Raw genomic sequence first — 21,413 nt, forward strand, 5'->3', positions numbered from 1 at the left:
CACAACCGGAATGCGATTGAGCCTGAACGGAATTCGCATCGCCTACGGCGGCAAGACGGTGCTCGAAAACCTCGAGCTGACCATCACACCCGGCGAAATCCTGGTCGTGGTCGGCAAATCCGGCTGCGGCAAGTCGACGCTGCTGCGCGCGATCGCCGGACTGCGCAAGCCGGACCGGGGCGTGATCCGCGCCGACGGCGTTGCGGTGGCCGGCCCCTCCGCCGACCGCGCCCTGATCTTCCAGGACGATGCGCTGCTGCCCTGGCGCACGGCGCGCCAGAACATCGAGCTCGCACTGCAATTGCGCAAAGTACCGCGCACCGAACGCAAGGCGACCGCCCGGCATTGGATGGACGAGGTCGGGCTCACCGGCTACGCCGACTATCTCCCGCGCGATCTCTCCGGCGGTATGCGCCAGCGAGTTCAGTTGGCGCGCAGCCTCGCCGGATCGCCGCGCGCGGTGCTGATGGACGAACCGTTCGGCGCACTCGACACCCAGACCCGGGCGACCATGCAGCGCTTGCTGATCGACACCTGGCGTGCCCATCCGACCACCATCGTCTTCGTCACCCACGACCTGGACGAGGCCCTGCTGCTCGGCGACCGCATCGCGGTGCTCGGTAACGGCGCGCTGCACAGCCTTATCGACGTACCCGAGCCGCGTGCGTCGGTCGACCGCCGGTCCGTGAAGGCCGAAATCTTGGAGAAGCTGTGAACATTCCCGAGCTATCCGATCGGATCCGGCTCGACTGCGATGTGCTCGTCATCGGCGGCGGCACCGCCGGAACCATGGCCGCGCTGACCGCCGCCGAGGCGGGCGCCGATGTGCTGTTGCTGGAGAAGGCGCATGTGCGGCACTCCGGCGCACTCGCCATGGGCATGGACGGTGTGAACAATGCGGTGATTCCCGGCAAGGCCGAGCCGCAGGACTACGTCGCCGAGATCACCAGGGCCAATGACGGAATCGTCAACCAGCGCACCATCTACCAGACCGCCACCCGCGGCTTCGCCATGGTGCAGCGACTCGAACGCTACGGCGTGAAGTTCGAGAAGGACGAGTACGGCGAGTACGCGGTGCGCCGGGTGCACCGGTCGGGGTCCTATGTGCTGCCGATGCCCGAGGGCAAGGATGTGAAGAAGGCGCTGTATCGCGTACTGCGCCAACGCAAAATGCGCGAGAAGATCCGCATCGAGAACCGGCTCATGCCGGTAAGGGTGCTCACCGACGCCGGTCGCGCGGTCGGAGCCGCCGCATTGCATACGCGCACCGGCGAATTCGTGGCGGTAGGCGCGAAGGCGGTGATCCTGGCGACCGGGCCGTCAGGCCGATTGGGGCTGCCCGCATCGGGTTATCTCTACGGCACCTACGAGAACCCGACCAACGCAGGCGACGGATATTCGATGGCCTATCACGCGGGCGCGGAGCTCAGCGGCATCGAATGCTTCCAGATCAATCCGCTCATCAAGGATTACAACGGTCCGGCCTGCGCCTATGTGGCCAATCCGTTCGGCGGGTACCAGGTGAACGCGCACGGCGAACGCTTCGTCGACTCCGACTACTGGTCCGGGCAGATGATGTCGGAAGTCAAGCGCGAGATCGAATCCGCTCGCGGGCCAATCTATCTCAAGGTGTCGCACCTGCCCGACGAGACCCTGTCCGCACTCGAAGGCATTCTGCACACCACCGAACGCCCGACCCGTGGCACCTTCCACGCCAATCGCGGGCACGACTACCGCACTCACGATATCGAAATGCATATCTCCGAAATCGGTTTGTGCGGTGGACATTCCGCATCCGGTGTTTGGGTCGACGAACATGCCCGCACCACGGTGCCCGGGCTGTATGCGGCAGGTGATCTGGCCTGTGTACCGCACAACTACATGATCGGAGCATTCGTCTTCGGTGATCTGGCGGGTGGGCATGCCGCATCAACATTGTCCGAAGTCGATGCGCCCGTCGAACTTCCGGAATCCCAGCTGGCCGAGGCACACGAGCTGATCTACCGACCGCTGCGACAGCCGGACGGCCCGCCACAGCCCCAGGTCGAATACAAGCTGCGCCGATTCGTGAACGACTATGTGGCGCCACCGAAGACGGCCGCGAAACTCTCGATCGCGGTCGAGACCTTCGAGCGGATGCGTGGTGAGATCGCCGAAATCGGCGCCCGCACACCGCATGAGCTCATGCGCGCGGTCGAGGTGTCGTTCATCCGCGACTGCGCCGAAATGGCGGCACGCAGCTCGCTGACCCGCACCGAATCCCGCTGGGGCCTGTACCACGAACGCGCGGATCTGCCGGAGCGCGATGACAACGAGTGGCGCTATCACCTGAACCTGCGCAAGGACTCCGACGGCGCGATGCAATTCCTGAAGCGCCCGGTGGCGCCGTATCTGGTTCCGGTGCCCGGACTCGACGACCTGCCCTCGGCCGATTCGACCGTCGTCCCCGTTCAGCAGCCCGAACTCATAGGCGGCCGCGCACCGGCAGACGCACCGCGCACCATCCGCACCACGACGAGACCGCCGTCACCCCGGCTCGTCACCCTGCTCGCCCTGGATTCGCCTACAGTGCAGGATCTTTCGACCTACCTTACCGATGCCGACGCGGGCGTTCGTGTGGCCGCACTGTCCGTACTGACCGAAAACACACCCGAGGGATTCGCACCGATTCTCGTCGGCGCACTGGATGATGCCGCGGCATCGGTCCGCGCGGCCGCCGCGGCGAGTCTGCGCGAACTCGTTGAGGTGCTGCCCGATGTGGCGGGCCTCGCCGACCGGATCGACTCCCCCGACCCGGTCGTCCGCGCCACCGTTGTCGATCTGCTGCGCGCCCGGCGATCCGGATCGGCAGCGCAATTCACCGCGGCGCTGAATGATTCGGATCACCGGGTGCGCATCGAAGCGGTGCGGGCGCTGGTTTCCCTCGATGACCGGCGGGCCGTCTCGTCCGCGGCCGACGATGAGAACCGTGAAGTCCGCATCGCCGTCGCGCACGGACTATCGGCGATCGGCGGCCACGGCGCGGACACCGCACGGGACCTCGCTCAGGACCCGGATCCGCTGGTACGCGCCGCCGCCCTGGCTGCCTTCGCGAATCTCGTTGTCGTACAAGACGATGCGAAACTTCTCGCGGACGCACTCGGACACTCCGCATGGCAGGTCCGGGTCGGCGCGGCCCGGGGCCTCGCGGGTGCCGACCCCGATTTCGCGGTCACCCCACTCTCCGACGCCTTGCACGATCCGCACCTCGACGTGCGCAAGGCGGCGGTACTGTCGCTGACCACCTGGCCGCACAGTGGGTCCGCACACGACGCACTGAAGCTGGCCACCGACGACACCGACGCGGATGTGCGCGCCTACGCTCGCCGTGCGCTCACTCCGGCTGCTCGCCGAGCGTAGTGATGCGGTGTGGCCGACCACCATTCGACTACGCTCGCCGGAACTCCCGCGGCTCGATACGGCCGAAGCTATTTGGACGCGGCACTAGGGGCGCGTAGGTCGGCGAACCCCGTGTGCATCGATCGAATCGGTTTATGCGCAGCGGAATTGGAAGCTGGCAACCGGTGTCGTGCCCGGGGTCACGTTGACCTGAACGTAGGCGATGCTCGCCAGCTCACAGCCGGATGGGACGGAGGTGACCTGCGCCTGGTAGCACCCGCTCGGGAAGGTTTGCGTCACGGTTCCGTCGCGGCCGGTCGTGACGGTAGCCAACACCGGTCCGGCGGCGCATGTGGTGATGCCGACCGCGACGCCCGTGACCGCCAGTTGATCGGTGCCGGTGGTCGCCTGCACCTTCAGCGCACCATCGCCGGGCGCCTGAGCACCGGCCGCCCCAACGGGCAGCACCGCAACCAGTGCGGCACCGAGTACGGACGTGACGAGCAGCATGTTGCGCAAGCGGGTCTCCTTCGGCGGGTGGTGGCGAATCAGGGTGATCGGCCACCAGCCACCGTATTCCAAACCGACCGGCACGGCCACGACCCGGAGCCGCCAGTCGTCCATCACTCGGTCGGGCCCAGGGATCAGACGGGATCCGCGATAACAACCACGCCGCTGGCCGCATCCACCAATGAAACCGTCCGCGCGGCAGCATCATCCACGTGCACTCGCGGATCAGCGGGCGGCTCGGCCTCGTAATATGTTCCCGGGCCATAGAATTGGCCGTACTTCACGACCACACCGCCGATATCGAGCACGGCGGCCTCGTGCGCCTGGACAACCGCGCCGCGGCCGGCGGGCGGATCCCACGCGATGCTCTGGGCGAGAAAGCGTTTCGCGCCCGCTGCCTGTGCGGCGGCGATCAGATTGCGGGTGCCTTCCTCGCGGATGCGCGCATTCGCACCGGCGAGTTCCGGCAGCAGCGCGGCATCGTCGGGGAGATCGGTGAGCTGGTGCATCACCAGTTCGGGGCCAAAGGCTACGACCGCCGCGGTAAGCGCGTCGAGGTCGTACACATCGCAGACGACCGGTTCCGCACCGGCGGCGCGCACCTGATCGGCCTTGGCCGCCGACCGCGTCATCCCCGCCACCTCATGTCCGGCCTCGATCAACAAGGGCAACAACCGGGTTCCGATAACGCCGGTCGCACCGGCCAAAAAGATCCGCACCCGTCCACCCTAGTTCCCGGATTCCATGTGGTGGGAGCACGATGTAGCTGGTCTTATGCTCTAGAGCCAGTGGCGTCGCGGAAGATGGAGGATCCATGTCGGATCGGGAAGTGCTGACCTGGGAATTGTTCGGGACGGCGAGCCGCCAGCTCGCGACCGAGATCGCCAAGGACGGGTTCGAACCGGATCTGATCCTCTCCATCGCGCGCGGCGGCCTGTTCGTCGCCGGTGCTCTCGGCTACGCCCTGGACGTGAAGAACCTGCACGTGATGAACGTGGAGTTCTACACCGGCATCGATCAGCGCCTCGACCTGCCCGTCATGCTGCCGCCGGTCCCGCAGGCGGTCGACCTGGCCGGTGCGACGGTCCTGATCGCCGACGACGTGGCCGACACCGGCGCCACACTCGAGCTCGTGCGCGACTTCTGCGTCGACCACGTCGCCGAGGTCCGCTGTGCGGTCATCTACCAGAAGCCGCGTTCCAAGGTCGACTGCGAATACGTCTGGCGACGCACCGACCGCTGGATCAACTTCCCCTGGTCCACCGAACCACCGGTCGTCGATCGAAAAGCCCGCATCCCAGAGGCCTGACCCGGCACACACTTCGGCGCGCCCGGGCATCCAGGCGGGGCGCCGACGGTGTTCGAATACTTGCCGGCTCGCTCGGCCGTCGCGGCGTCGAGACGCGCGCCGAGCGCATTGACCCGGTCGCGAAGTTCGATCAAGTCCCGTTATAGCCCCCGCCCCCGATTCGCGAGATCCTCGGCTGCGAGCCGGTGTTCGACGCACCTCCGACGCCTCCGCCTTCACCCACGCCTTCATCCGCTGGACCGGAACCACCACGGGCCGCTTCGCCCGCACCTCACGCCGGGTCTGAGAGGCTATTTCGCCGATCGGCGAATGTGAAGCACACCACTCGAGCCGATATTGACATGCTGCCAACAACATCGCAAGCTATTGGCACAACGCCAATAGTTGCGCTGTCACCGGCACACGCGGGTTCGGCGGCCACCCCTGCACCTGCGGCGCGGTCCGCCGACACCCGTCGACCACTTCGAGGAAGTCATGACCGAGGCATATATCTACGAAGCGATCCGGACCCCGCGCGGTCGCGGCAAGAAGACCGGCGCGTTGCACGGCGTCAAGCCGATCGACCTGGTCGTCGGCCTGATCGACGAGCTGCGGGCCCGCCACGCCGGCCTGGATCCGCGGACGATCGATGACGTCGTGCTGGGCGTGGTCTCCCCCGTCGGCGATCAGGGCGGCGATATCGCGAAAACCGCGGCGCTGGCGGCGGGGCTGCCGGATACCGTGGCCGGGGTGCAGCTCAACCGGTTCTGCGCGTCCGGGCTCGAGGCGGTCAATACCGCCGCGCAGAAGGTGCGTTCGGGCTGGGATCAGCTGGTGATCGCCGGTGGCGTCGAGTCCATGTCTCGGCTGCCGCTCGGCTCCGACGGCGGTGCCTGGCCCATGGACCCGGCGACCAATTACCAGACCTACTTCGTTCCGCAGGGCGTGAGCGCGGATCTGATCGCGACGATCGAGGGGTTCTCGCGCGAAGACGTCGACGCCTACGCGGTGCGGTCGCAGCAGCGGGCCGCGGCGGCGTGGGCGGGTGGCTACTTCGCGAAGTCGGTGGTGCCGGTGCGCGATATCAACGGTGCGGTGATCCTCGACCACGACGAGTTCATGCGACCGGACACCACGGTGGAAAGCCTTGCGGGACTGTCGCCTTCGTTCGCCGCCATGGGCGAGATGGGCGGCTTCGACGCGGTCGCGCTGCAGCGCTATCACTGGGTGGAGAAGATCGACCACGTGCACCACGCGGGCAATTCCTCGGGCATCGTGGACGGTTCGGCGCTGGTGCTCATCGGCACCGAGGAGGCCGGTCGCCGGGCCGGGATGACCCCGCGCGCCCGCATCGTGGCCGGTGCCGTCAGCGGCGCAGACAGCACCATCATGCTCACCGGACCCGTCCCGGCGACCGAAAAGGCGCTCGCCATAGCGGGATTGACCGTCGACGACATCGACTTGTTCGAGCTCAACGAGGCGTTCGCGTCGGTCGTGCTGAATTACCAGAAGAAGCTGGGCATTCCGGACGAGAAGATCAACGTCAACGGCGGCTCCATCGCCATGGGCCACCCGCTCGGCGCGACCGGCGCCATGATCACCGGGACCATGGTCGACGAGCTGGAACGCCGCGGCGCCGAGCGCGCGCTGATCACGCTGTGCGTCGGCGGCGGCATGGGTATCGCCACCATCATCGAGCGCGTCTGACCGGCCGGGAATAAAGGAAAATCAATGAGCGAGAACATGATTGCCTGGGAACTCGGCGCGGACCGGGTGCTGGTGCTGACCATCGACGACCCCAGCCAGGCCACCAACACCATGACCGAGGCGTTCGCCCGGGATCTGACCGCCACTGTCGACCGGCTCGAAGCCGAGCGCGACAGCTACGACGGCGTCATCCTCACCTCCGGCAAGGACACCTTCTTCGCCGGCGGCGATCTCAACCTGCTGATGAACGCCGGACCGCAGGACGCACCGGCCATCGCCTCGGGCCTGGACACCTACAAGGCCGCGTTCCGCCGGCTGGAGACAATCAGCAAGCCGGTGGTCGCCGCCATCAACGGCACCGCGCTCGGCGGCGGATTCGAAGTGGCGCTGGCCTGTCACCGCCGAATCGCCTTGGACGCCAAGGGTTCCCTGCTCGGTCTGCCCGAGGTCACGCTCGGCGTGCTGCCGGGTGCGGGCGGTGTGACCCGCACCGTGCGGCTGCTCGGCATCACCAACGCCGTGCTCAACGTGGTGGGTCAGGGTCAGCGTATGAAGCCCGCGAAGGCGTTGCAGGTCGGCATCATTCACGAGGTCGCCGCGACCCGCGAGGAGATGTTCGACTCCGCCCGCGCCTGGATCAAGGCCAACCCGGAGGCCGCGCAGCCGTGGGATGTGAAGGGCTACAAGATTCCCGGCGGCACCCCGGCCACACCCGCGCTCGCGGCCAACCTGCCCGCCTTCCCCGCGAATATCCGCAAGCAGCTCAAGGGCGCGCCCATGCCCGCGCCGATCGCCGTGCTGGCCACAGCGGTCGAGGGTGCGCAGGTCGACATCGACACCGCCTTCCGGATCGAGACCCGCTACTGCGCCAACCTGATCTGCGGCCAGGTCTCGACCAACATGATCAAGGCGTTCTTCTTCGACCTGAACAGCATCAACAAGGGCGGCAGCCGGCCCGCGGGCCACCCGGTCCGCAAGCCCGAGAAGGTACTCGTGCTCGGCGCGGGCATGATGGGCGCCGGCATCGCCTACGTGCAGGCCCAAGCCGGTATGCAGGTCGTGCTCAAAGATGTCACCCTCGAGGCCGCCGAACGCGGCAAGGACTACTCGCGCAAACTGCTCGACAAGGCGCTGGCCAAGGGCAGGATCTCCCAGGAGAAGCGGGACGAAGTGCTCGCGCGCATTCACCCGGCCGCCGATCCGGCCGACGCCGCGGGCTGTGACTTCGTGGTGGAGGCCGTCTTCGAGGACCCGAGCCTGAAGAAGAAGGTCTTCGCCGAGATCGAGAACATCGTCGACTCCGATGCGCTACTCGGTTCCAACACCTCCACCCTGCCCATCACCGATCTGGCCACCGGCGTGCAGCGGCCCAAAGACTTCATCGGCCTGCACTTCTTCTCCCCCGTGGACAAGATGCCCCTCGTCGAGATCATCGTCGGCGAGCAGACCAGCGACGAAGCCATCGCCCGCGCAATCGATTACACACTCGCCATCAAGAAGACGCCGATCGTCGTCAACGACAGCCGGGGCTTCTTCACCAGCCGCGTCATCGGCCAGTTCATGGACGAGGCGCAGTCGCTGGTGGCCGAGGGCGTGCACCCGGCCACCGTCGAACAGGCCGCCACCCAGGCCGGCTACCCCGTCGGCGCGCTCGCGCTCACCGACGAGATCAACATGAAGCTGGCGCAGAAGATCCGGCGCAGCCTGCGCGAGAACTTCCTCGCCGAAGGCCGCCGCTGGGTCGACTCCAAGGCCTACGACCTCATCGACGCCATGGTCGACGATTACCAGCGCCCCGGCCGGCTCGAGGGCCGCGGTTTCTACGAATACGACGAGACCGGCAAGAAGCTCGGCATCTGGCCGGGTCTGATCGAGAAGTACACCACCGAAGACCACGGCATCTCATTCATCGACATGCAGGAACGGATGCTGTTCGCCGAGGCTCTGGACACCGTGCGCTGCTTCGACGAGGGCGTGCTGCGCACCGTGCCCGACGCCAATATCGGCTCCATCTTCGGCATCGGTTTCCCGGCCTGGACGGGCGGCGTGATCCAGTACATCAACCAGTACGACGGCGGCTCGGCCGGTTTCGTCGCCCGCGCCGACGAACTGCGCGCCGCCTACGGCGACCGGTTCGAGGTCCCGGAATCGCTGCGCGCCAAGGCCGCAGCGGGCGAGGCCTACTGACCCACACCGCTGACCCGGTGTGCCACCGACCTCGTCGCCCGCTCACCGTGACGCCAGCCGGTGCGTCCTCTCCCCCAAAGACGCACCGGCCCGGTGGTCTCGGCATGCGGCTGCGCACAGCTCGAAAGAAGATGCGATGAGCCCAATCCTGAACGAGAAGGTGTGCACCCGGTCTTCGGTGGACACCCGAACGGCTCGCCTACGCCACCGCCGACAGCAGATCTTGGCCACCGCCGCAGAGATATTCGCCAACCGCGGCTACCACGCCACGGCCATGGACGAGATCGCCCACGCGGCCTACATGAGCAAACCTGTTCTGTACCAGCACTTCCCGAGCAAGCTCGACCTCTACCTGGCGGTCCTGCAAACCCGCCTCGACACCCTCGTGCCCGCCATTCAGACCGCCTCCACTCTCACCGGCAACCGCCGGGCACGTCTGTCCGCGATCGCGCAAACCTATTTCGACTTCGCCGACTCCGACCCGGCAGGTTTCCACCTCGTCTTCGAATCCCCGGTCGCCACCGAACCATCGGTGGAATACCGACTGGCGCGAGCTACCACCCACTGCGTCGACGCGATACGCGACGCGATCGCGCCCGCTGGGACGAACACCCACGAACACCACATCTCGACGATCGCCACCGGTCTAGTGGGGATGCTGCGATTTACCGCGGCGTCCTGGCTCGACGCACATCGCCCTGTACCGAAACCCGACGCCGTCGCCATCGCTACCGACCTGTGCTGGGGCGGCCTGTCCCAGGTCCCGCTCCAACAGCCCTGAACGATTGGTAGCAGCAGCCGGCAAGACCGAACGGTCACGGCAGCTCACTTGCGATGCCGTCCGGGGCGAGACGATAAGGCCAGAGCGAGGGGTGGTAGCTGGGTTGTATCCGCCAGCGGGTCGACTCGTAGCGTCGCGATGAAGTGGTCCACGGAGACGAAGCCCGCCGCGCGGACATGCGAGAGTAATGCGAATGCGGGGGCTGTTGCGTCGGTTCGCTTCATTACTGGCTCCCTTTGCCAGGCTGATGATGTTTGGTACAGGGATTCGGTCTCCGGGAACTCCCTGTCCGGTCTACAGCGAGCAACGGCAACACAGACGCTTGTGCCGTCGATGAGGCATTCCGATTCACCGGAACGACCAGATCGTAGCGAATGCATCGCTATCGCAGCAGTGTTTCACCAACGTCGATTCACGCCAGCCGGCATGACCCTGAGTTCGATGAATGCCCACATGGCCAGCCGCGACCGAACCGGCGAGGAGGCCACCGGCCAGCCACGTGGTCGCCCATATCGAGGGTTCGGCGATGACCAGGAGGAGCCCGCGGGTGCCGAGCGAGTAGCAGCGCGCCGGGCGACGTCGATCCGGGGCGGCTCCCCGGGCGTCTCAGCATGCAGTATCCGCCAGGCGACGGTGCGGCGCACCGGAAACTGATCTTCGGCATTTCTAAACAGACTGTTACACAACATATTTCGTTCAGGCGTTGATGCCTCCGAGATGTTGGCGAGTTCAGGTTCGGGACGGTGTGAGTGGGTAGGGCGTGAGAGTGGATCGCGTTTCGCGTCCACGTCGGAACAACGAGAAAGGGGGGCTGGGTTCATCAAACCCGGCCCCTGCCATTGGTATTCGCTGGCCCGGCATGCGACCGCCACGAACGGCCGCCGCATGGGGCCATCCCAGCGATATCGGCTGCGGCACCGGACATAGACGGCCTGACCGGTTTCGCGGTCGATGGCACGGGTAGCGCCGAATTGTCAGTGGAAACAACAGGAAAGGTATCGAAGCGATGACTGCATCGACCGAGACCGGTGGTGCGACCGGCACTCTCGACAAGGACTACAACCTGATCTGGTTCACCGAAGCGTGTTTGAGTAACGCACTGCGGATGCAGACCTACGCCCAGGACGCCGACCGCGCCGGTGATGCCGAATTGGCCGACTTCTTCCGGCGTGCACAGGGCGAAAGCCGCAAGGGCGCCGAGCAGGGTAAGGAACTGCTCCGGCAGCGACTCGCTCGGTAGGTGGCCACACAGTCGATAGTGCGCCCCGCAGAGCAGCTGGACTGCCTCGTCGGCCTCACCTGGCCCAGTGGTCGGGGCGTGTATCACACCGGCAGTGGTGCGCAGGTTGCCTCCGCACCACTGCCCGCCGCATCGACCATCGGACCCGCCTGTTGTCTTCGCTGGAGCGGCCCCTGATCGGCTGCGACCTCACGATATGCCGCGCGGATGCCGCGGTCATCGATCAAGCCTCGACCACTGTTTTTGTTGGCACGCTGCCCACGGTGCTGCACGTCCACCCTGCGATCATCCGCACTCATACGCGCTGAGATGCCCCCGGGTCATGACTGCCAGGTGTTTGCCACAATATTTCGCGGGTATGTCGGCGTGGCAGGAGTATTCGCGACGAAGGTAGCTCCGATGTGGCAACGGCGCACAGTGGGATTCGAGGAAGAGTTTCTCCTACTCGACGTCGGTGGAGTGCCGGTCGCGGGGGTGGACGCGGTTCTCGACTGGATGCGGACGAACCTCGATCCCGATGAATCGAACAGATTCAAACCGGAGCTGCAGCGCGTTCAGATCGAGTCGGTCAGCCTGGTACACACGACGATGGAAACACTGCGTTCGGATTTGCGTGCGGCCCGCGGAAAGCTCGCCACCGCCGGGCACGACTGCAAACTATCCGTTCTCCCGATCGGCTACGCGCCTATCTGCAACACCCCGTACTTCGGCGGCACCGAGGACAGCAGATACGCGCGTATCCACAACCGATATCGGGAGATGGCGCAGACCTATACCGCCTGCGGTGCGCATGTACATGTCGGCGTGGACGGGGCCGACCAGGCCGTCGCCGTTGTCAACCATCTGCGGCCATGGTTACCGACCCTGATCGCGGTCGGCTCGAATTCGCCGTTCCACAACGGTCACGACTCCGGCTACAGCTCATGGCGGATCGCTGAGCTGTCTCGGTTCCCCGGTTCGGGGTTGCCACCCTATGCGCGTTCGGCCGACGACTATGAGAATCGAGTGGCGACGCTCATCGAATCCGGCGTCCTCATCGACAGCCACATGTCGTTCTGGCTCGCTCGACCCTCGGACGCCTATCCCACCGTAGAAGTTCGCGCCGCCGACACTGCCGCGACAGTCGACGATGCCGTCCTGCAGGCGGTACTGACACGCGGGCTGGTGCAAACCGCCGTCGGCAAATTGGAAGCCGGAATCGAGGGCCCGCATATCGACCAACAGGTCGGGGCGGCCGCGGTATGGTCTGCTGCCCGACATGGTCTCACCGGACCCGCGATCGATACGGTCGAAGAAGTACAGGTGCCCGCTTTGAGAATGCTGGGCAATCTGATCGCGTGGATCGCCGACGAACTCGAGGAAGCCGGTGACACCGCCGTGGCAAGGCGATTACTGACCGCGCTGGAACAGCACGGGACCGGTGCCGCGCGACAGCGAATCGTGGCGAGGCTCGGGCTGAAAGAACTCGTCGAATCCTTCCGGCTGACAAACGGCCTGTCCGCGGATGAATTGTGCTGAAACCGTGTGCGATCACTCCCAGCGTGTAGCACTCCTCCAGGAACACCGTTTCCTCCCGTTTCCGGCGTTACAGCACAGAACTCCTGGGTAGAGCCCATCCATGGAACTACTCGTGATCATCGGCATCATCGTGCTGGTCGCCGCGGTGCTGTTCTATCGCAAAGCCAAGGGCACGGACAAAGACCTGGACACATCTACCGGCAATCCCTCGGCGAACGACGACAACGACTGAATGCTGCCGCACTCGCTCGACGACTCGCAGCCGACTAGGTCACCGCAGCGCCGCGCCCGGGGCCACGGCCGAAAATACGTTCGGCGAAAACCATCGCCGCGAATTCGCCTGACAAGCTCAGCCCTCGATGGACGCTCGGTTATGCGATCGACAGTGCTGGTGCGGATCTGATTCTGGTTGCGGCACAAGAATCCTGGCCGGAAGCACGCGTCCTCGCGGCACGCGCCGAGCAATTGCGATCCAAGGGTCAGTAGTAATGGCGCCGACCGCCGACGGCGCGCCCCATCGACCCCAACAGCAATAGCACGAGCCCGATGACGAGGACCACGATTCCGATGGTCCAGAGGATCGGGATGCTGAATATGAACCCGAGGATGAGAAGAATGACTCCGAGAATGATCATGGCCAGCTACCTGGTTTCGCTGCTGTATTCGAAGGGCTCGAGAAACCCTCCGGTGCTGGTATCGGTCATGTGCGCAATGCCAGCACGCGTCACTGCGCACACCCCAACCACCGCCACGGGACGAACACAGCCACGGCGACCAACCCGATGTGCTGCATATTCCAGTAGACGCCTCATGATCAGCGATGTACACCCCTGTTTATCGAAGTTGCAGCTCGGCGGTATTGCGGCGGTGTGTTCGAGTTCTGACGCGCCGCATAAAGATGGGTCGGTTATGGGAACCGAGCGCGGCGCACCGATGTTTCGGCGGCTGGGTTGGGGTATTCGCGGCACAGGAGGTGATGGACATGCCGAGGGCCGCTCGAAGATGACCAAGGGGCAACCGAAATTTGGGCGGCGAACCGTCACGGATCTGCCCATGCCATGAATGAAGACACCGACCCAGAACCCGAGGAGCCCCACACCCCAGACGAGACGGAGCAGGGCCACCGGGACCTGGTCGCGCAACCCCACTCCACCGACGAAGGCGGACCTATCACCAGCGCGGAAGCGGCGGCGGCGCGGGCCAGAACGGCGCTGAACCCGCTGGGCAAGCCCGGGAGACGATTCGATCCGCGATCGCCGTTCATGGTCGGCATGGCGGGCGCGGCCGGAGTTGCGGTGACCTACGGCGCGATCCAAGCACTGATCGCCGTCAGCCAAGTGCTGGTCTTGATCATCGTCGCGTTGTTCCTGGCAATAGGGTTGGAACCGGTCGTGTCGTGGTTGGTTCGACCGTGGTTTCCACGATGGGCTGCTGTGACCGCCGTGTTCCTGGTCGCGATCGGCTTGCTGGCCGGGTTCCTCGCGGCCGCGATACCTCCGCTGGTCACCCAGGGCAGCGCGCTGGTCCACAACGCTCCGGACTACGTCGACCATCTCGCGCGCCGATATCCACTCATCGACACGCTCAACACTCGCTTCCATCTCCAGGACCGAGTCCAGCAAGGGCTCGGGTCCGATCCCTCGAAGCTGGCCGGTGGTGTCCTCGGCGCGGGCCGCCTCGTGTTCAGCATCGTCAGCGGTACGGTGGTCGTCGCGGTGCTCACCGGCTACTTCATGGCCAATTTCGCAGAGGTTCGAACGTCGATCTACCGGCTGTTCCCGCGCTCGCGCCGACCTCGGGCGATCCTGATCGGCGACGAGATCTTCGTGAAGGTGGGCGGCTATATCCTGGGCAATCTGCTGATTTCGCTGATAACCGCGGTGCTGACCTTCATCTGGCTGCTGATCTTCGACGTGCCCTACCCGCTATTGCTGGCTGTCCTTGTTGCCGTGCTGGACTTGATCCCGGTGGTGGGCTCCACCTTGGCCGGAATCATCGTGGGCCTGGTCGCGCTCACCGTGTCCCTGCCCGTCACGGTCGCCACCATCATCTTCTTCATCATCCTGCGGCTGTTCGAGGATTACGTACTGGTGCCCAGAATCATCGGCAGAACCGTGCGGGTGCCGGCGATCGTCACGGTGGTGTCGGTTCTGCTCGGTGGTGCTTTGCTCGGGGTCGTCGGTGCCCTGCTCGCCATCCCCGTCGCTGCCGCGGTACTGCTGATCATCAGTGAAACGGTGTTGCCGTCTCTGGACGAGCGCTAGCTACCCGCGTTCGGCGAAATGCGGGCGGTTACGGCCCGATTCGCCGAGCGGATGGCCCCCCTGGGCCATCCGCTCGTAACCGACGCTGGCGAGTGTCGAGTCAGTTGCCAAAGGCGTCCTTGACCTTCTCGCCTGCGCCCTTGAGGTTGGACTTGACCTGATCGGTCTTGCCCTCCTGCTTCTTTTCCTTGTCGTCGGTGGCCTCGCCGAACTTCTCCTTGGCCTTACCGGAGAGCTCCTCGGCCTTATTCTTTGCCTTGTCTACAGCGCCCATGATCACGGCCCCTTTGTTCGAAAGGTGGCCGGCCTACTGGCTCCAGCCGGTCATCTCGCGGATAACCCGCATTCGAACAGCCAAACACCGCTGCGCGGGCGACTCGTCGCGGGTCGGATGTCTGCCTCGAAAGCCATCCGGATGCTGCGTAGGACGGCGATAGCTGGGTATGCGCTCGGATAGGGCCATTTGCAATATGGTCTTCCCCCACTCATCGGGGTGTCATCGCTCGACCGACCCGGAGCCGTATCGGTGCAGCGGTAGTCGAGCTAGCAAGGAGTCAGCCATGAAAGGTGGCACAAAAATTGCGATAGGGGTGGGCATCGGTTACGTGTTGGGCCGCACGCGCAAGATGCGCTTCGCGATGGCGCTGGCGGGTGCGGCGCTGGCGAAGCGGTCTTCGGACGTGCCAGGGGAGCTGCTGGAGCGGGGGACTTCGTTGCTCAGGTCGTCGCCGGAGGTGGCGCAGCTCGCCGACACGGTTCGCGGCGAGTTGGTGGGCGCGGTCCGGTCGGCCGCGGTAGCCGCCGCGAGCAACCGCATCGACGCGCTCAACACCCGGCTACAGCAGGGCTCGACGTTCGTCTCGGACACCGCCCAAGACCAGTCGCGTGAAACGGGAGAAACCGGGGAATCGTCCACCGACGAGGACGAGGATCTCGAGGACCAAACCGATTCCGGAACAGACCGCGGCGATCAGGAGGACCGGGAGCAGCCCGCGGCGCGGGCGCGGACGGCCAGGCCGAGAACCGCACGCGCGCGGAAGACCGTCTCCCGAACCTCGGATCGTAGGTCCGGGTCTGCGGCCTCGTCCGTACGACGCCGTTCTCGCGCCGATACCGACGAAGCTCCGGTGCGCCGCACGAAGAGGTGAGATCGATGTCGAAGTCATTGCACAAGACCAATGGAGTCGGCAAGGTGACCTCCCACACCGTCGGCCGGGCCACGGAAACCGCGAGCCGCGCTGGGGCGACGGCACGGAAAACAGCTCAACCACCCACCCCGACGAGTCTGCTGCAGCAATCCGTGCAGCATCTGGCCGGGACCCTCGCCGAACGCGCGGTAGCCGGGCTGTCGAACCGGGTATCGAGAAGCGCTGAGCGGCTCAACGACTACGCCGAGGGCGGAGGCGGGAATCTGCTGGCGGCGGTGACCGGCGTGGAGAAGCTGCCCAGCGTCACCTCGCCGTTGCGAGCGGCAGCGACCGGCGTGGAAAAGATGGCTGGGCGCGCCTCGCCGCTCCAAGCGGCTGTCGGCGCAGAGGTGAGCAACCTCGGGCACACGGTCCGGCAGACGTTCGAGACGGTCAAGGAATCACTGACCAAGGGCAAGCGCAAGGGTGGCGCAAAGAAGCTGAAGCTGACCAATATCGTCGAGCATATCGACGTGGGTGTGCCGATCGATTTGGCCTATGACCAGTGGACTCAGTTCGCGGACTTTCCGAAATTCACGAAGAAGCTCGAGCGGGTCGAGCAAGTCTCCGACGAGAAGCTGAGCTGGACCGGCAAGGTGCTCTGGTCGAGGCGGACCTGGGAGTCCACGATCATCGAGCAGGTGCCATTCGAGCGGATCGTGTGGAGTTCCAAAGGTGCCAAAGGCTACATCGACGGTGCCGTCACCTTCCACGAGATCACACCCGACCTCACCCGCATCCTCGTGGTGCTCGCGTACCACCCGCAAGGAGTGCTCGAGAAGACCGCCAATCTGTGGCGCGCGGTAGGTCGCCGGTGCCGGCTGGAACTCAAGCACTTCCAGCGATATGTCATGACGGAGGCGGTGCTGCACAGCGACGACATCGTGGGCTGGCACGGCGAGATCCACGACGGCGAGGTGATCGAAGACGACGAGACCGCACGGCGCGAGGAACAAGCGGACACCGAAGAGGATCGCGCCGAAGAAGAAACGGACGAGGCCGACGAGCACGACGAGGATCAGCGCGAACTGGACGAGGAGGAAGAACCAGAGCCGCCTCGCAGCCGAACGGCCGCCCGTAAGAGCACAGTGACCCGCCGGTCGCGTGTGAGCGGAGGAGCAAGCAGATGACAATCGAACCCGCAGGAAACGCCGGCGGTGGCGGAACCGGCACATTGGCTCGGCCGAATTCGTCCAGCCTGGCTGACGTGGTAGACACCATTCTCGACAAAGGCCTGGTCATCGACGCGTTCGCCCGTGTGTCGCTGGTCGGCATCGAACTGATAACCGTCGACGCGCGCGTCGTGGTGGCCAGTGTCGACACATATCTGCGTTTCGCCGATGCGGTCAACCGGCTCGAGATCTCGAGCAGCGAGCCGAAGGGCCTGACCGACATCGTCGGCGAAGTCACCGAGGGCACGTCGAAACACAAGACGAAGGGCGCACTCGAGGCGGCCGGGGAGAAGGTCGCGGACTTCCTCGGCGACGTGCAGAAGCAGCGTCAGACGGTGCACAGGCGATCTGAGCGCGAGGAGGAGTGATGGCTTCCAAATCAACGGCCGTATATGTCTATGGCATTGTGCCCGCCGACGTCGAGCCCGAACCACACGCCACCGGTGTCGGCGATCCGCCGGGTGAAGTCGCGGTGGTGCGGCACGGCGATATTGCCGCGCTGGTCAGCACGCTCGAGCGCGACCGGCCACTGGGCACACCCCAGGATCTCACTGCCCATGAGGAACTGCTGGACGGATCGGCCGCCGTCAGTCCGGTATTGCCGCTGCGGTTCGGTGCGGTCATGACCGACACCGATGCGGTGGAGAACGAACTGCTCGAAGCGAACGAGGATGAGTTCCGCGCCGCACTGCAGGAACTCGAGGGCCGGGTCCAGTTCGTGATCAGAGGGCGCTACGTCGAAGACGCGATTTTGCGGGAACTCCTCGACGAGAACGCCGAGGCCGCTCGGCTGAGAGACGAGATCCGCGGCAAGCCGGAGGACGCCACCCGCGATGCGCGAATCGCGCTGGGCGAGCTGATCAATCAGGCCATCGAGGCCAAGCGAGCCGAGGACACCGGAAAGGTCGTTTCCGAACTAGAGAAACTCGAAGTACTGGTCAACCAGCGCGCACCCAGCCACGAAGAGGATGCCGTCCACCTCGCGCTACTGGTCGAATCGGCCCGCCGAGAGGAGCTGGAGGAAGTGTTGCGCCGGCTCGTCGCGGACTGGGACGGCCGGGTGGAGTTGAACCTGCTCGGACCGATGGCCGCCTACGACTTCGTCACGAAGCGAGCCCCCGAGGAGTGAGACATGGGTCTGCTTTCCTCGATATTGACCTTGCCCCTCGCGCCCGTTCGCGGCGTGATCTGGGTGAGTGAACTGATCCAGGACCAGGTCGAACGGCAGCTACATGATCCGGCGGCACTGCGCAGCGAACTCGAGGAGATCGACCGCGCCGCGGCGACCGGTGAGTTGTCCGCAGAAGAGGTCGAGCAAGCGCAGCAGGCGGCCCTGAATCGTATGACCGGCTCCGAGGAAGGCCCAATCGACCGGAAGGAGTGACTCACGTGGCCCGCGACACCATTTCCGACGATTCCGACAACGCTCATTCGGCATCGAATGAACAACCGACCCTGACCGCGGCGCAAGCCGCCGCGTTGGCGATCGAACGTCTCGGGGAATTGACTTCGAACGACATCCAGGGGGTCACGCGCGTGGAGCCGACGGAGGATGGTTGGCTCGTGGAGATCGAGGCGCTCGAGGATCGCCGCATTCCCCCGTCTGCGGACATCATGGCGCTCTACGAGGTGCAGATCGATCTCGACGAGAATCTCCTGGCCTACCGCAGAATCAGACGCTACAACCGCGGCAGCACCGACATCGAACCGAGGAATCAGCGATGACGGTAGTCGGAGGCGAGTCGTACGCGCCGCAGCCCTACGGCGGCGGGCGCCAGTCCACAAACCTTGCCGACATCCTGGAGCGAGTCCTCGACAAGGGTTTGGTGATCGCGGGCGACATCCAAGTGAATCTCCTCGACATCGAACTGCTCACCATCAAGCTGCGGTTGGTGATCGCATCCTTGGAGACGGCCAGGGCAGTGGGCATCGACTGGTGGGAGACCGACCCCTGGCTCAACAGCAAGGCCGCCCGCGCGCTGGAACAGAAGGAACCGGACCTCGAGCTCGAGAACCGGGAACTCCGAGACCGGATCGCCGAACTGGAGGCGGCGAACGAACGCCGTGCACCCATCGGCCGCGGCCGCGAGCGGAGAAAAGAACGATCGTGACCGGTGGTTTCGCAGTGTGGCTGTACGCGGTGGCATCCCGCCGCGACGGCGTGGCGGAAGTGAGCGAGCTGACCGGAGTCGCGGGCGAGCCGGTGCGGACGGTCGTCTCGGGCGACCTGACGGCAGTCGTCGGCTCGGTGCCGCTGGAGGTTTTCGGGGAGCAACCACTACGCAGAAACTTCGAGGATCTCGACTGGCTGGAGGCGACAGCACGGGCACACGACGCGGTCGTATCGGCCATGGTGCGCCGAGGTCCGGCCGTCCCGCTCCGGCTGGCCACCGTCTTCCACGACGACAATCGGGTGCGTGAGCTGCTCGACGAGCGGCAAGCGGACTTCGACGCCGCCCTGGAGTTGGTGAGCGGCCGCACCGAGTGGGGTGTCAGAGCCTATGGCGATCGTGCTGCCCTCACCGCCGCCGTTGCCGAGGCGCGGGCCGCGGACGAGGGCGGCACGATGACGCCGGGGGCTGCGTATCTGGCCCGGCGTCGCGCGCAACTGTCCGCGCAGGAGACCGTAGAACGCGATGCGGCAGAGCGCGCCGAGGAGATTCACGCGCGTTTGGTTTACCACGCTGCGGCGGGACGACGTCAGCCGCTGACCGACCCGGCGGTAAGCGGTCGCCGGGACTGGATGGTGCTCAACGGCACATACCTCGTCGACGACGACCGGACCAACGACTTCACCACGGCCGTGACAACGCTCGGCGCCGAATTCCCCGGCATCCGACTCGAACTCACCGGCCCCTGGCCGCCGTATTCGTTCGCGGGTGTGGAACGGGGGCCGACATGATTCGGGCCGACCGCACTGTCGACACCGAGCGCCGCGTCGCGCTGGTCGACCTACTGGATAGGGTGCTGGCCGGTGGCGTGGTCATCTCCGGCGACATCAAACTGGCCATCGCCGATATCGACCTGGTCCAGATCTCGTTGCGAGCCCTCATCTCCTCGATCAGCACCCTGTCCGCGCCAGTAGGGCCCGCGATGCGCGATGCGCTGGAACCAGCCGGCCATGACTGAATTCGGCGGCATCCCACCGCGAATCGACACCGATCCGGAATCCGTCGAGCGTGGGCTGGTCACTCTGGTCCTCACCTTGGTGGAGCTGCTGCGGCAACTGATGGAGCGACAAGCGCTACGCCGGGTAGACGCAGGCGACCTCACCGACGCCCAGATCGAACGCATCGGCACCACCCTGATGCTGCTCGAACAACGCATGGATGAACTGCGCGACCACTTCGGACTGACCCCGGAAGACCTCAACATCGACCTCGGCCCCCTCGGTACGCTCCTCCCCCGCGACCCGAGCGGTCACTCTGGGACAGGTCCGAGCTGATGGGGGCCTGGCCCAGCACACACTTCGGCGCGCCCGCTGGTCCCGACCGACTACTTGCCGGATCGCTCGGCCATCGCGGCGTCGAGACGCGCGCCGAGCGCGTTGACCTGGTCGCGAAGTTCGATCAAGTGGGCGATCGGATAGCCGACCTCGGTCATGACCGCTTCGATCATGTGCTGAGCCTGTGGTCGCAGCGCGCGTCCGGCTTCGGTGGCGCGGAGTTCGACCGCGCGACGGTCGTGGCTGCTGCGCACGCTCTCGACCAGACCATGGGCCTGTAGCCGCTGGATGAGCGGGGAGACCGTGCCGTAGTCCAGGCGGAGCTGTTCGCCGAGTTCCTTCATGGTCATCGTGGGTCGCTCCCACAACACCAATAGGGCCAGATACTGCGGGTAGGTCACTCCCATCGCATCAAGGAACGGCCGATAGGCCGCGGTCATCGATCGGGAGGTGGAATACAGGGCAAAGCACAGCTGTGATGCGAGCGAGAGCAGGCTGGTGTCGGTTCCCCCAACGGTTGCGGTGGCACCGCCGGAAGTTGCGTCCGCTTCGACACGCACCACTGGTGTGGGTGGCGCTTCTTCGGGCATTAGCACACTGTATCCCAGCGTATTCGCTGGTTTTGTGGTGCTGTTATGGCGTAGTGACGCATGTTGGTTATGGGTGCGGTGCGGGCCGGGTTGCTGGCGCCCGTGCTGCCGGGTGCGTCGGTTGTGCCGTCGAGGACGGTTGCCGG

General features: G+C 65.5%; 27 protein-coding genes. 21 read left to right on the forward strand and 6 right to left on the reverse strand.

What is annotated here, in order from left to right; genetic code table 11:
• The first annotated feature begins 10 nt into the window (after positions 1-10).
• Both ACHQ4I_RS24205 and ACHQ4I_RS24210 read left to right on the forward strand, forming a co-directional pair.
• The gene (locus ACHQ4I_RS24205) at positions 11-715 is read left to right on the forward strand and encodes an ABC transporter ATP-binding protein (RefSeq protein ID WP_420774196.1); all 705 of its coding nucleotides are present in this window, start codon (positions 11-13) and stop codon (positions 713-715) included.
• On the forward strand, positions 712-3,399 hold the full coding sequence (locus tag ACHQ4I_RS24210) for a fumarate reductase/succinate dehydrogenase flavoprotein subunit (protein WP_420774086.1): 2,688 nt from the start codon (positions 712-714) through the stop codon (positions 3,397-3,399). The genes ACHQ4I_RS24205 and ACHQ4I_RS24210 overlap by 4 nt, the downstream gene beginning before the upstream one ends.
• A gap of 132 nt (positions 3,400-3,531) precedes the next feature.
• Here the strand turns inward: ACHQ4I_RS24210 and ACHQ4I_RS24215 are convergent, their stop codons facing one another.
• Positions 3,532-4,002: a hypothetical protein gene (locus tag ACHQ4I_RS24215; RefSeq protein WP_420774087.1), complete on the reverse strand. Its 471-nt coding sequence runs from the start codon at positions 4,000-4,002 to the stop codon at positions 3,532-3,534.
• A 20-nt stretch (positions 4,003-4,022) separates the two neighbouring features.
• Positions 4,023-4,607, reverse strand: coding sequence for an NAD(P)H-binding protein (locus tag ACHQ4I_RS24220; protein WP_420774088.1), 585 nt, complete (start codon positions 4,605-4,607; stop codon positions 4,023-4,025).
• Positions 4,608-4,702: 95 nt separating this feature from the next.
• On the opposite strand from ACHQ4I_RS24220, the gene ACHQ4I_RS24225 reads away from it, so the two are divergent.
• From ACHQ4I_RS24225 to ACHQ4I_RS24240, 4 genes are all read left to right on the forward strand, one after another.
• On the forward strand, positions 4,703-5,197 hold the full coding sequence (locus ACHQ4I_RS24225; RefSeq protein ID WP_420774089.1) for a phosphoribosyltransferase: 495 nt from the start codon (positions 4,703-4,705) through the stop codon (positions 5,195-5,197).
• A gap of 474 nt (positions 5,198-5,671) precedes the next feature.
• A complete protein-coding gene (locus ACHQ4I_RS24230; RefSeq protein ID WP_420774090.1) occupies positions 5,672-6,883 on the forward strand; it encodes an acetyl-CoA C-acetyltransferase in 1,212 nt (403 codons plus the stop codon).
• 24 nt (positions 6,884-6,907) lie between these two features.
• Complete coding sequence (locus tag ACHQ4I_RS24235; protein WP_420774091.1) at positions 6,908-9,070, forward strand: 3-hydroxyacyl-CoA dehydrogenase NAD-binding domain-containing protein; 2,163 nt, start codon at positions 6,908-6,910, stop codon at positions 9,068-9,070.
• A 136-nt stretch (positions 9,071-9,206) separates the two neighbouring features.
• Positions 9,207-9,851: a TetR/AcrR family transcriptional regulator gene (locus tag ACHQ4I_RS24240; RefSeq protein ID WP_420774092.1), complete on the forward strand. Its 645-nt coding sequence runs from the start codon at positions 9,207-9,209 to the stop codon at positions 9,849-9,851.
• 44 nt (positions 9,852-9,895) lie between these two features.
• On the opposite strand, the gene ACHQ4I_RS24245 is transcribed toward ACHQ4I_RS24240, so the two are convergent.
• Entirely contained in the window at positions 9,896-10,075 is a 180-nt protein-coding gene (locus tag ACHQ4I_RS24245) for a hypothetical protein (protein ID WP_420774093.1), read from the reverse strand.
• A 782-nt stretch (positions 10,076-10,857) separates the two neighbouring features.
• Between ACHQ4I_RS24245 and ACHQ4I_RS24250 the strand changes: the two genes are divergently transcribed.
• From ACHQ4I_RS24250 to ACHQ4I_RS24265, 4 genes are all read left to right on the forward strand, one after another.
• Positions 10,858-11,091 (forward strand): hypothetical protein, encoded by a 234-nt coding sequence (locus ACHQ4I_RS24250; protein ID WP_420774094.1) that lies wholly within the window; start codon positions 10,858-10,860, stop codon positions 11,089-11,091.
• A 152-nt stretch (positions 11,092-11,243) separates the two neighbouring features.
• Positions 11,244-11,399, forward strand: coding sequence for a hypothetical protein (locus tag ACHQ4I_RS24255; protein WP_420774095.1), 156 nt, complete (start codon positions 11,244-11,246; stop codon positions 11,397-11,399).
• 91 nt (positions 11,400-11,490) lie between these two features.
• Positions 11,491-12,609, forward strand: a complete 1,119-nt coding sequence (locus ACHQ4I_RS24260) for a carboxylate-amine ligase (RefSeq protein ID WP_420774096.1) — start codon at positions 11,491-11,493, stop codon at positions 12,607-12,609.
• A gap of 100 nt (positions 12,610-12,709) precedes the next feature.
• Positions 12,710-12,841, forward strand: coding sequence for a hypothetical protein (locus tag ACHQ4I_RS24265; RefSeq protein WP_420774097.1), 132 nt, complete (start codon positions 12,710-12,712; stop codon positions 12,839-12,841).
• A 247-nt stretch (positions 12,842-13,088) separates the two neighbouring features.
• On the opposite strand, the gene ACHQ4I_RS24270 is transcribed toward ACHQ4I_RS24265, so the two are convergent.
• Positions 13,089-13,244, reverse strand: a complete 156-nt coding sequence (locus ACHQ4I_RS24270) for a DUF6131 family protein (RefSeq protein WP_420774098.1) — start codon at positions 13,242-13,244, stop codon at positions 13,089-13,091.
• A 423-nt stretch (positions 13,245-13,667) separates the two neighbouring features.
• On the opposite strand from ACHQ4I_RS24270, the gene ACHQ4I_RS24275 reads away from it, so the two are divergent.
• A complete protein-coding gene (locus ACHQ4I_RS24275) occupies positions 13,668-14,873 on the forward strand; it encodes an AI-2E family transporter (protein WP_420774099.1) in 1,206 nt (401 codons plus the stop codon).
• A 100-nt stretch (positions 14,874-14,973) separates the two neighbouring features.
• On the opposite strand, the gene ACHQ4I_RS24280 is transcribed toward ACHQ4I_RS24275, so the two are convergent.
• Positions 14,974-15,147 carry a CsbD family protein gene (locus ACHQ4I_RS24280; protein ID WP_420774100.1) on the reverse strand — a complete coding sequence of 58 codons (174 nt, stop codon included), beginning with the start codon at positions 15,145-15,147 and terminating at the stop codon, positions 14,974-14,976.
• A gap of 286 nt (positions 15,148-15,433) precedes the next feature.
• Between ACHQ4I_RS24280 and ACHQ4I_RS24285 the strand changes: the two genes are divergently transcribed.
• The 10 genes from ACHQ4I_RS24285 to ACHQ4I_RS24330 are packed head-to-tail and all read left to right on the forward strand — an operon-like array spanning position 15,434 to position 20,677.
• Entirely contained in the window at positions 15,434-16,021 is a 588-nt protein-coding gene (locus ACHQ4I_RS24285) for a hypothetical protein (protein ID WP_420774101.1), read from the forward strand.
• Positions 16,022-16,026: 5 nt separating this feature from the next.
• Complete coding sequence (locus ACHQ4I_RS24290) at positions 16,027-17,190, forward strand: SRPBCC family protein (RefSeq protein WP_420774102.1); 1,164 nt, start codon at positions 16,027-16,029, stop codon at positions 17,188-17,190.
• Entirely contained in the window at positions 17,187-17,600 is a 414-nt protein-coding gene (gene gvpJ / locus ACHQ4I_RS24295; RefSeq protein ID WP_420774103.1) for a gas vesicle protein GvpJ, read from the forward strand. Before ACHQ4I_RS24290 ends, gvpJ (ACHQ4I_RS24295) begins: the two co-directional genes overlap by 4 nt.
• On the forward strand, positions 17,600-18,361 hold the full coding sequence (locus ACHQ4I_RS24300; RefSeq protein WP_420774104.1) for a GvpL/GvpF family gas vesicle protein: 762 nt from the start codon (positions 17,600-17,602) through the stop codon (positions 18,359-18,361). Before gvpJ (ACHQ4I_RS24295) ends, ACHQ4I_RS24300 begins: the two co-directional genes overlap by 1 nt.
• 3 nt (positions 18,362-18,364) lie before the next feature.
• A complete protein-coding gene (locus tag ACHQ4I_RS24305) occupies positions 18,365-18,616 on the forward strand; it encodes a gas vesicle protein GvpG (protein ID WP_420774105.1) in 252 nt (83 codons plus the stop codon).
• Between the two features lie 5 nt (positions 18,617-18,621).
• Positions 18,622-18,957, forward strand: coding sequence for a gas vesicle protein GvpO (gene gvpO, locus ACHQ4I_RS24310; RefSeq protein ID WP_420774106.1), 336 nt, complete (start codon positions 18,622-18,624; stop codon positions 18,955-18,957).
• On the forward strand, positions 18,954-19,343 hold the full coding sequence (gene gvpJ / locus ACHQ4I_RS24315) for a gas vesicle protein GvpJ (protein WP_420774107.1): 390 nt from the start codon (positions 18,954-18,956) through the stop codon (positions 19,341-19,343). Before gvpO ends, gvpJ (ACHQ4I_RS24315) begins: the two co-directional genes overlap by 4 nt.
• Positions 19,340-20,134 (forward strand): GvpL/GvpF family gas vesicle protein, encoded by a 795-nt coding sequence (locus tag ACHQ4I_RS24320; RefSeq protein WP_420774108.1) that lies wholly within the window; start codon positions 19,340-19,342, stop codon positions 20,132-20,134. Before gvpJ (ACHQ4I_RS24315) ends, ACHQ4I_RS24320 begins: the two co-directional genes overlap by 4 nt.
• Complete coding sequence (locus ACHQ4I_RS24325) at positions 20,131-20,361, forward strand: gas vesicle protein (protein WP_420774109.1); 231 nt, start codon at positions 20,131-20,133, stop codon at positions 20,359-20,361. The genes ACHQ4I_RS24320 and ACHQ4I_RS24325 overlap by 4 nt, the downstream gene beginning before the upstream one ends.
• Entirely contained in the window at positions 20,354-20,677 is a 324-nt protein-coding gene (locus ACHQ4I_RS24330; protein WP_420774110.1) for a gas vesicle protein K, read from the forward strand. Before ACHQ4I_RS24325 ends, ACHQ4I_RS24330 begins: the two co-directional genes overlap by 8 nt.
• A gap of 50 nt (positions 20,678-20,727) precedes the next feature.
• On the opposite strand, the gene ACHQ4I_RS24335 is transcribed toward ACHQ4I_RS24330, so the two are convergent.
• Positions 20,728-21,267, reverse strand: coding sequence for a MarR family winged helix-turn-helix transcriptional regulator (locus ACHQ4I_RS24335; RefSeq protein WP_420774111.1), 540 nt, complete (start codon positions 21,265-21,267; stop codon positions 20,728-20,730).
• Between the last annotated feature and the right edge of the window lie 146 nt (positions 21,268-21,413).

This window comes from Nocardia nepalensis, assembly GCF_048910785.1.
Taxonomy (GTDB): Bacteria; Actinomycetota; Actinomycetes; order Mycobacteriales; family Mycobacteriaceae; genus Nocardia; species Nocardia nepalensis.

Coding starts and splice junctions, on each gene's coding strand:
- ACHQ4I_RS24205 (WP_420774196.1), top strand. CDS start 11: ATGCGATTGAGCCTGAACGGAATTCGCATCGCCTACGGCGGCAAGACG.
- ACHQ4I_RS24215 (WP_420774087.1), bottom strand. CDS start 4,002: ATGGACGACTGGCGGCTCCGGGTCGTGGCCGTGCCGGTCGGTTTGGAA.
- ACHQ4I_RS24225 (WP_420774089.1), top strand. CDS start 4,703: ATGTCGGATCGGGAAGTGCTGACCTGGGAATTGTTCGGGACGGCGAGC.
- ACHQ4I_RS24230 (WP_420774090.1), top strand. CDS start 5,672: ATGACCGAGGCATATATCTACGAAGCGATCCGGACCCCGCGCGGTCGC.
- ACHQ4I_RS24235 (WP_420774091.1), top strand. CDS start 6,908: ATGAGCGAGAACATGATTGCCTGGGAACTCGGCGCGGACCGGGTGCTG.
- ACHQ4I_RS24240 (WP_420774092.1), top strand. CDS start 9,207: ATGAGCCCAATCCTGAACGAGAAGGTGTGCACCCGGTCTTCGGTGGAC.
- ACHQ4I_RS24245 (WP_420774093.1), bottom strand. CDS start 10,075: ATGAAGCGAACCGACGCAACAGCCCCCGCATTCGCATTACTCTCGCAT.
- ACHQ4I_RS24250 (WP_420774094.1), top strand. CDS start 10,858: ATGACTGCATCGACCGAGACCGGTGGTGCGACCGGCACTCTCGACAAG.
- ACHQ4I_RS24260 (WP_420774096.1), top strand. CDS start 11,491: ATGTGGCAACGGCGCACAGTGGGATTCGAGGAAGAGTTTCTCCTACTC.
- ACHQ4I_RS24265 (WP_420774097.1), top strand. CDS start 12,710: ATGGAACTACTCGTGATCATCGGCATCATCGTGCTGGTCGCCGCGGTG.
- ACHQ4I_RS24270 (WP_420774098.1), bottom strand. CDS start 13,244: ATGATCATTCTCGGAGTCATTCTTCTCATCCTCGGGTTCATATTCAGC.
- ACHQ4I_RS24275 (WP_420774099.1), top strand. CDS start 13,668: ATGAATGAAGACACCGACCCAGAACCCGAGGAGCCCCACACCCCAGAC.
- ACHQ4I_RS24280 (WP_420774100.1), bottom strand. CDS start 15,147: ATGGGCGCTGTAGACAAGGCAAAGAATAAGGCCGAGGAGCTCTCCGGT.
- ACHQ4I_RS24285 (WP_420774101.1), top strand. CDS start 15,434: ATGAAAGGTGGCACAAAAATTGCGATAGGGGTGGGCATCGGTTACGTG.
- ACHQ4I_RS24290 (WP_420774102.1), top strand. CDS start 16,027: ATGTCGAAGTCATTGCACAAGACCAATGGAGTCGGCAAGGTGACCTCC.
- gvpJ (WP_420774103.1), top strand. CDS start 17,187: ATGACAATCGAACCCGCAGGAAACGCCGGCGGTGGCGGAACCGGCACA.
- ACHQ4I_RS24300 (WP_420774104.1), top strand. CDS start 17,600: ATGGCTTCCAAATCAACGGCCGTATATGTCTATGGCATTGTGCCCGCC.
- ACHQ4I_RS24305 (WP_420774105.1), top strand. CDS start 18,365: ATGGGTCTGCTTTCCTCGATATTGACCTTGCCCCTCGCGCCCGTTCGC.
- gvpJ (WP_420774107.1), top strand. CDS start 18,954: ATGACGGTAGTCGGAGGCGAGTCGTACGCGCCGCAGCCCTACGGCGGC.
- ACHQ4I_RS24325 (WP_420774109.1), top strand. CDS start 20,131: ATGATTCGGGCCGACCGCACTGTCGACACCGAGCGCCGCGTCGCGCTG.
- ACHQ4I_RS24330 (WP_420774110.1), top strand. CDS start 20,354: ATGACTGAATTCGGCGGCATCCCACCGCGAATCGACACCGATCCGGAA.
- ACHQ4I_RS24335 (WP_420774111.1), bottom strand. CDS start 21,267: ATGCCCGAAGAAGCGCCACCCACACCAGTGGTGCGTGTCGAAGCGGAC.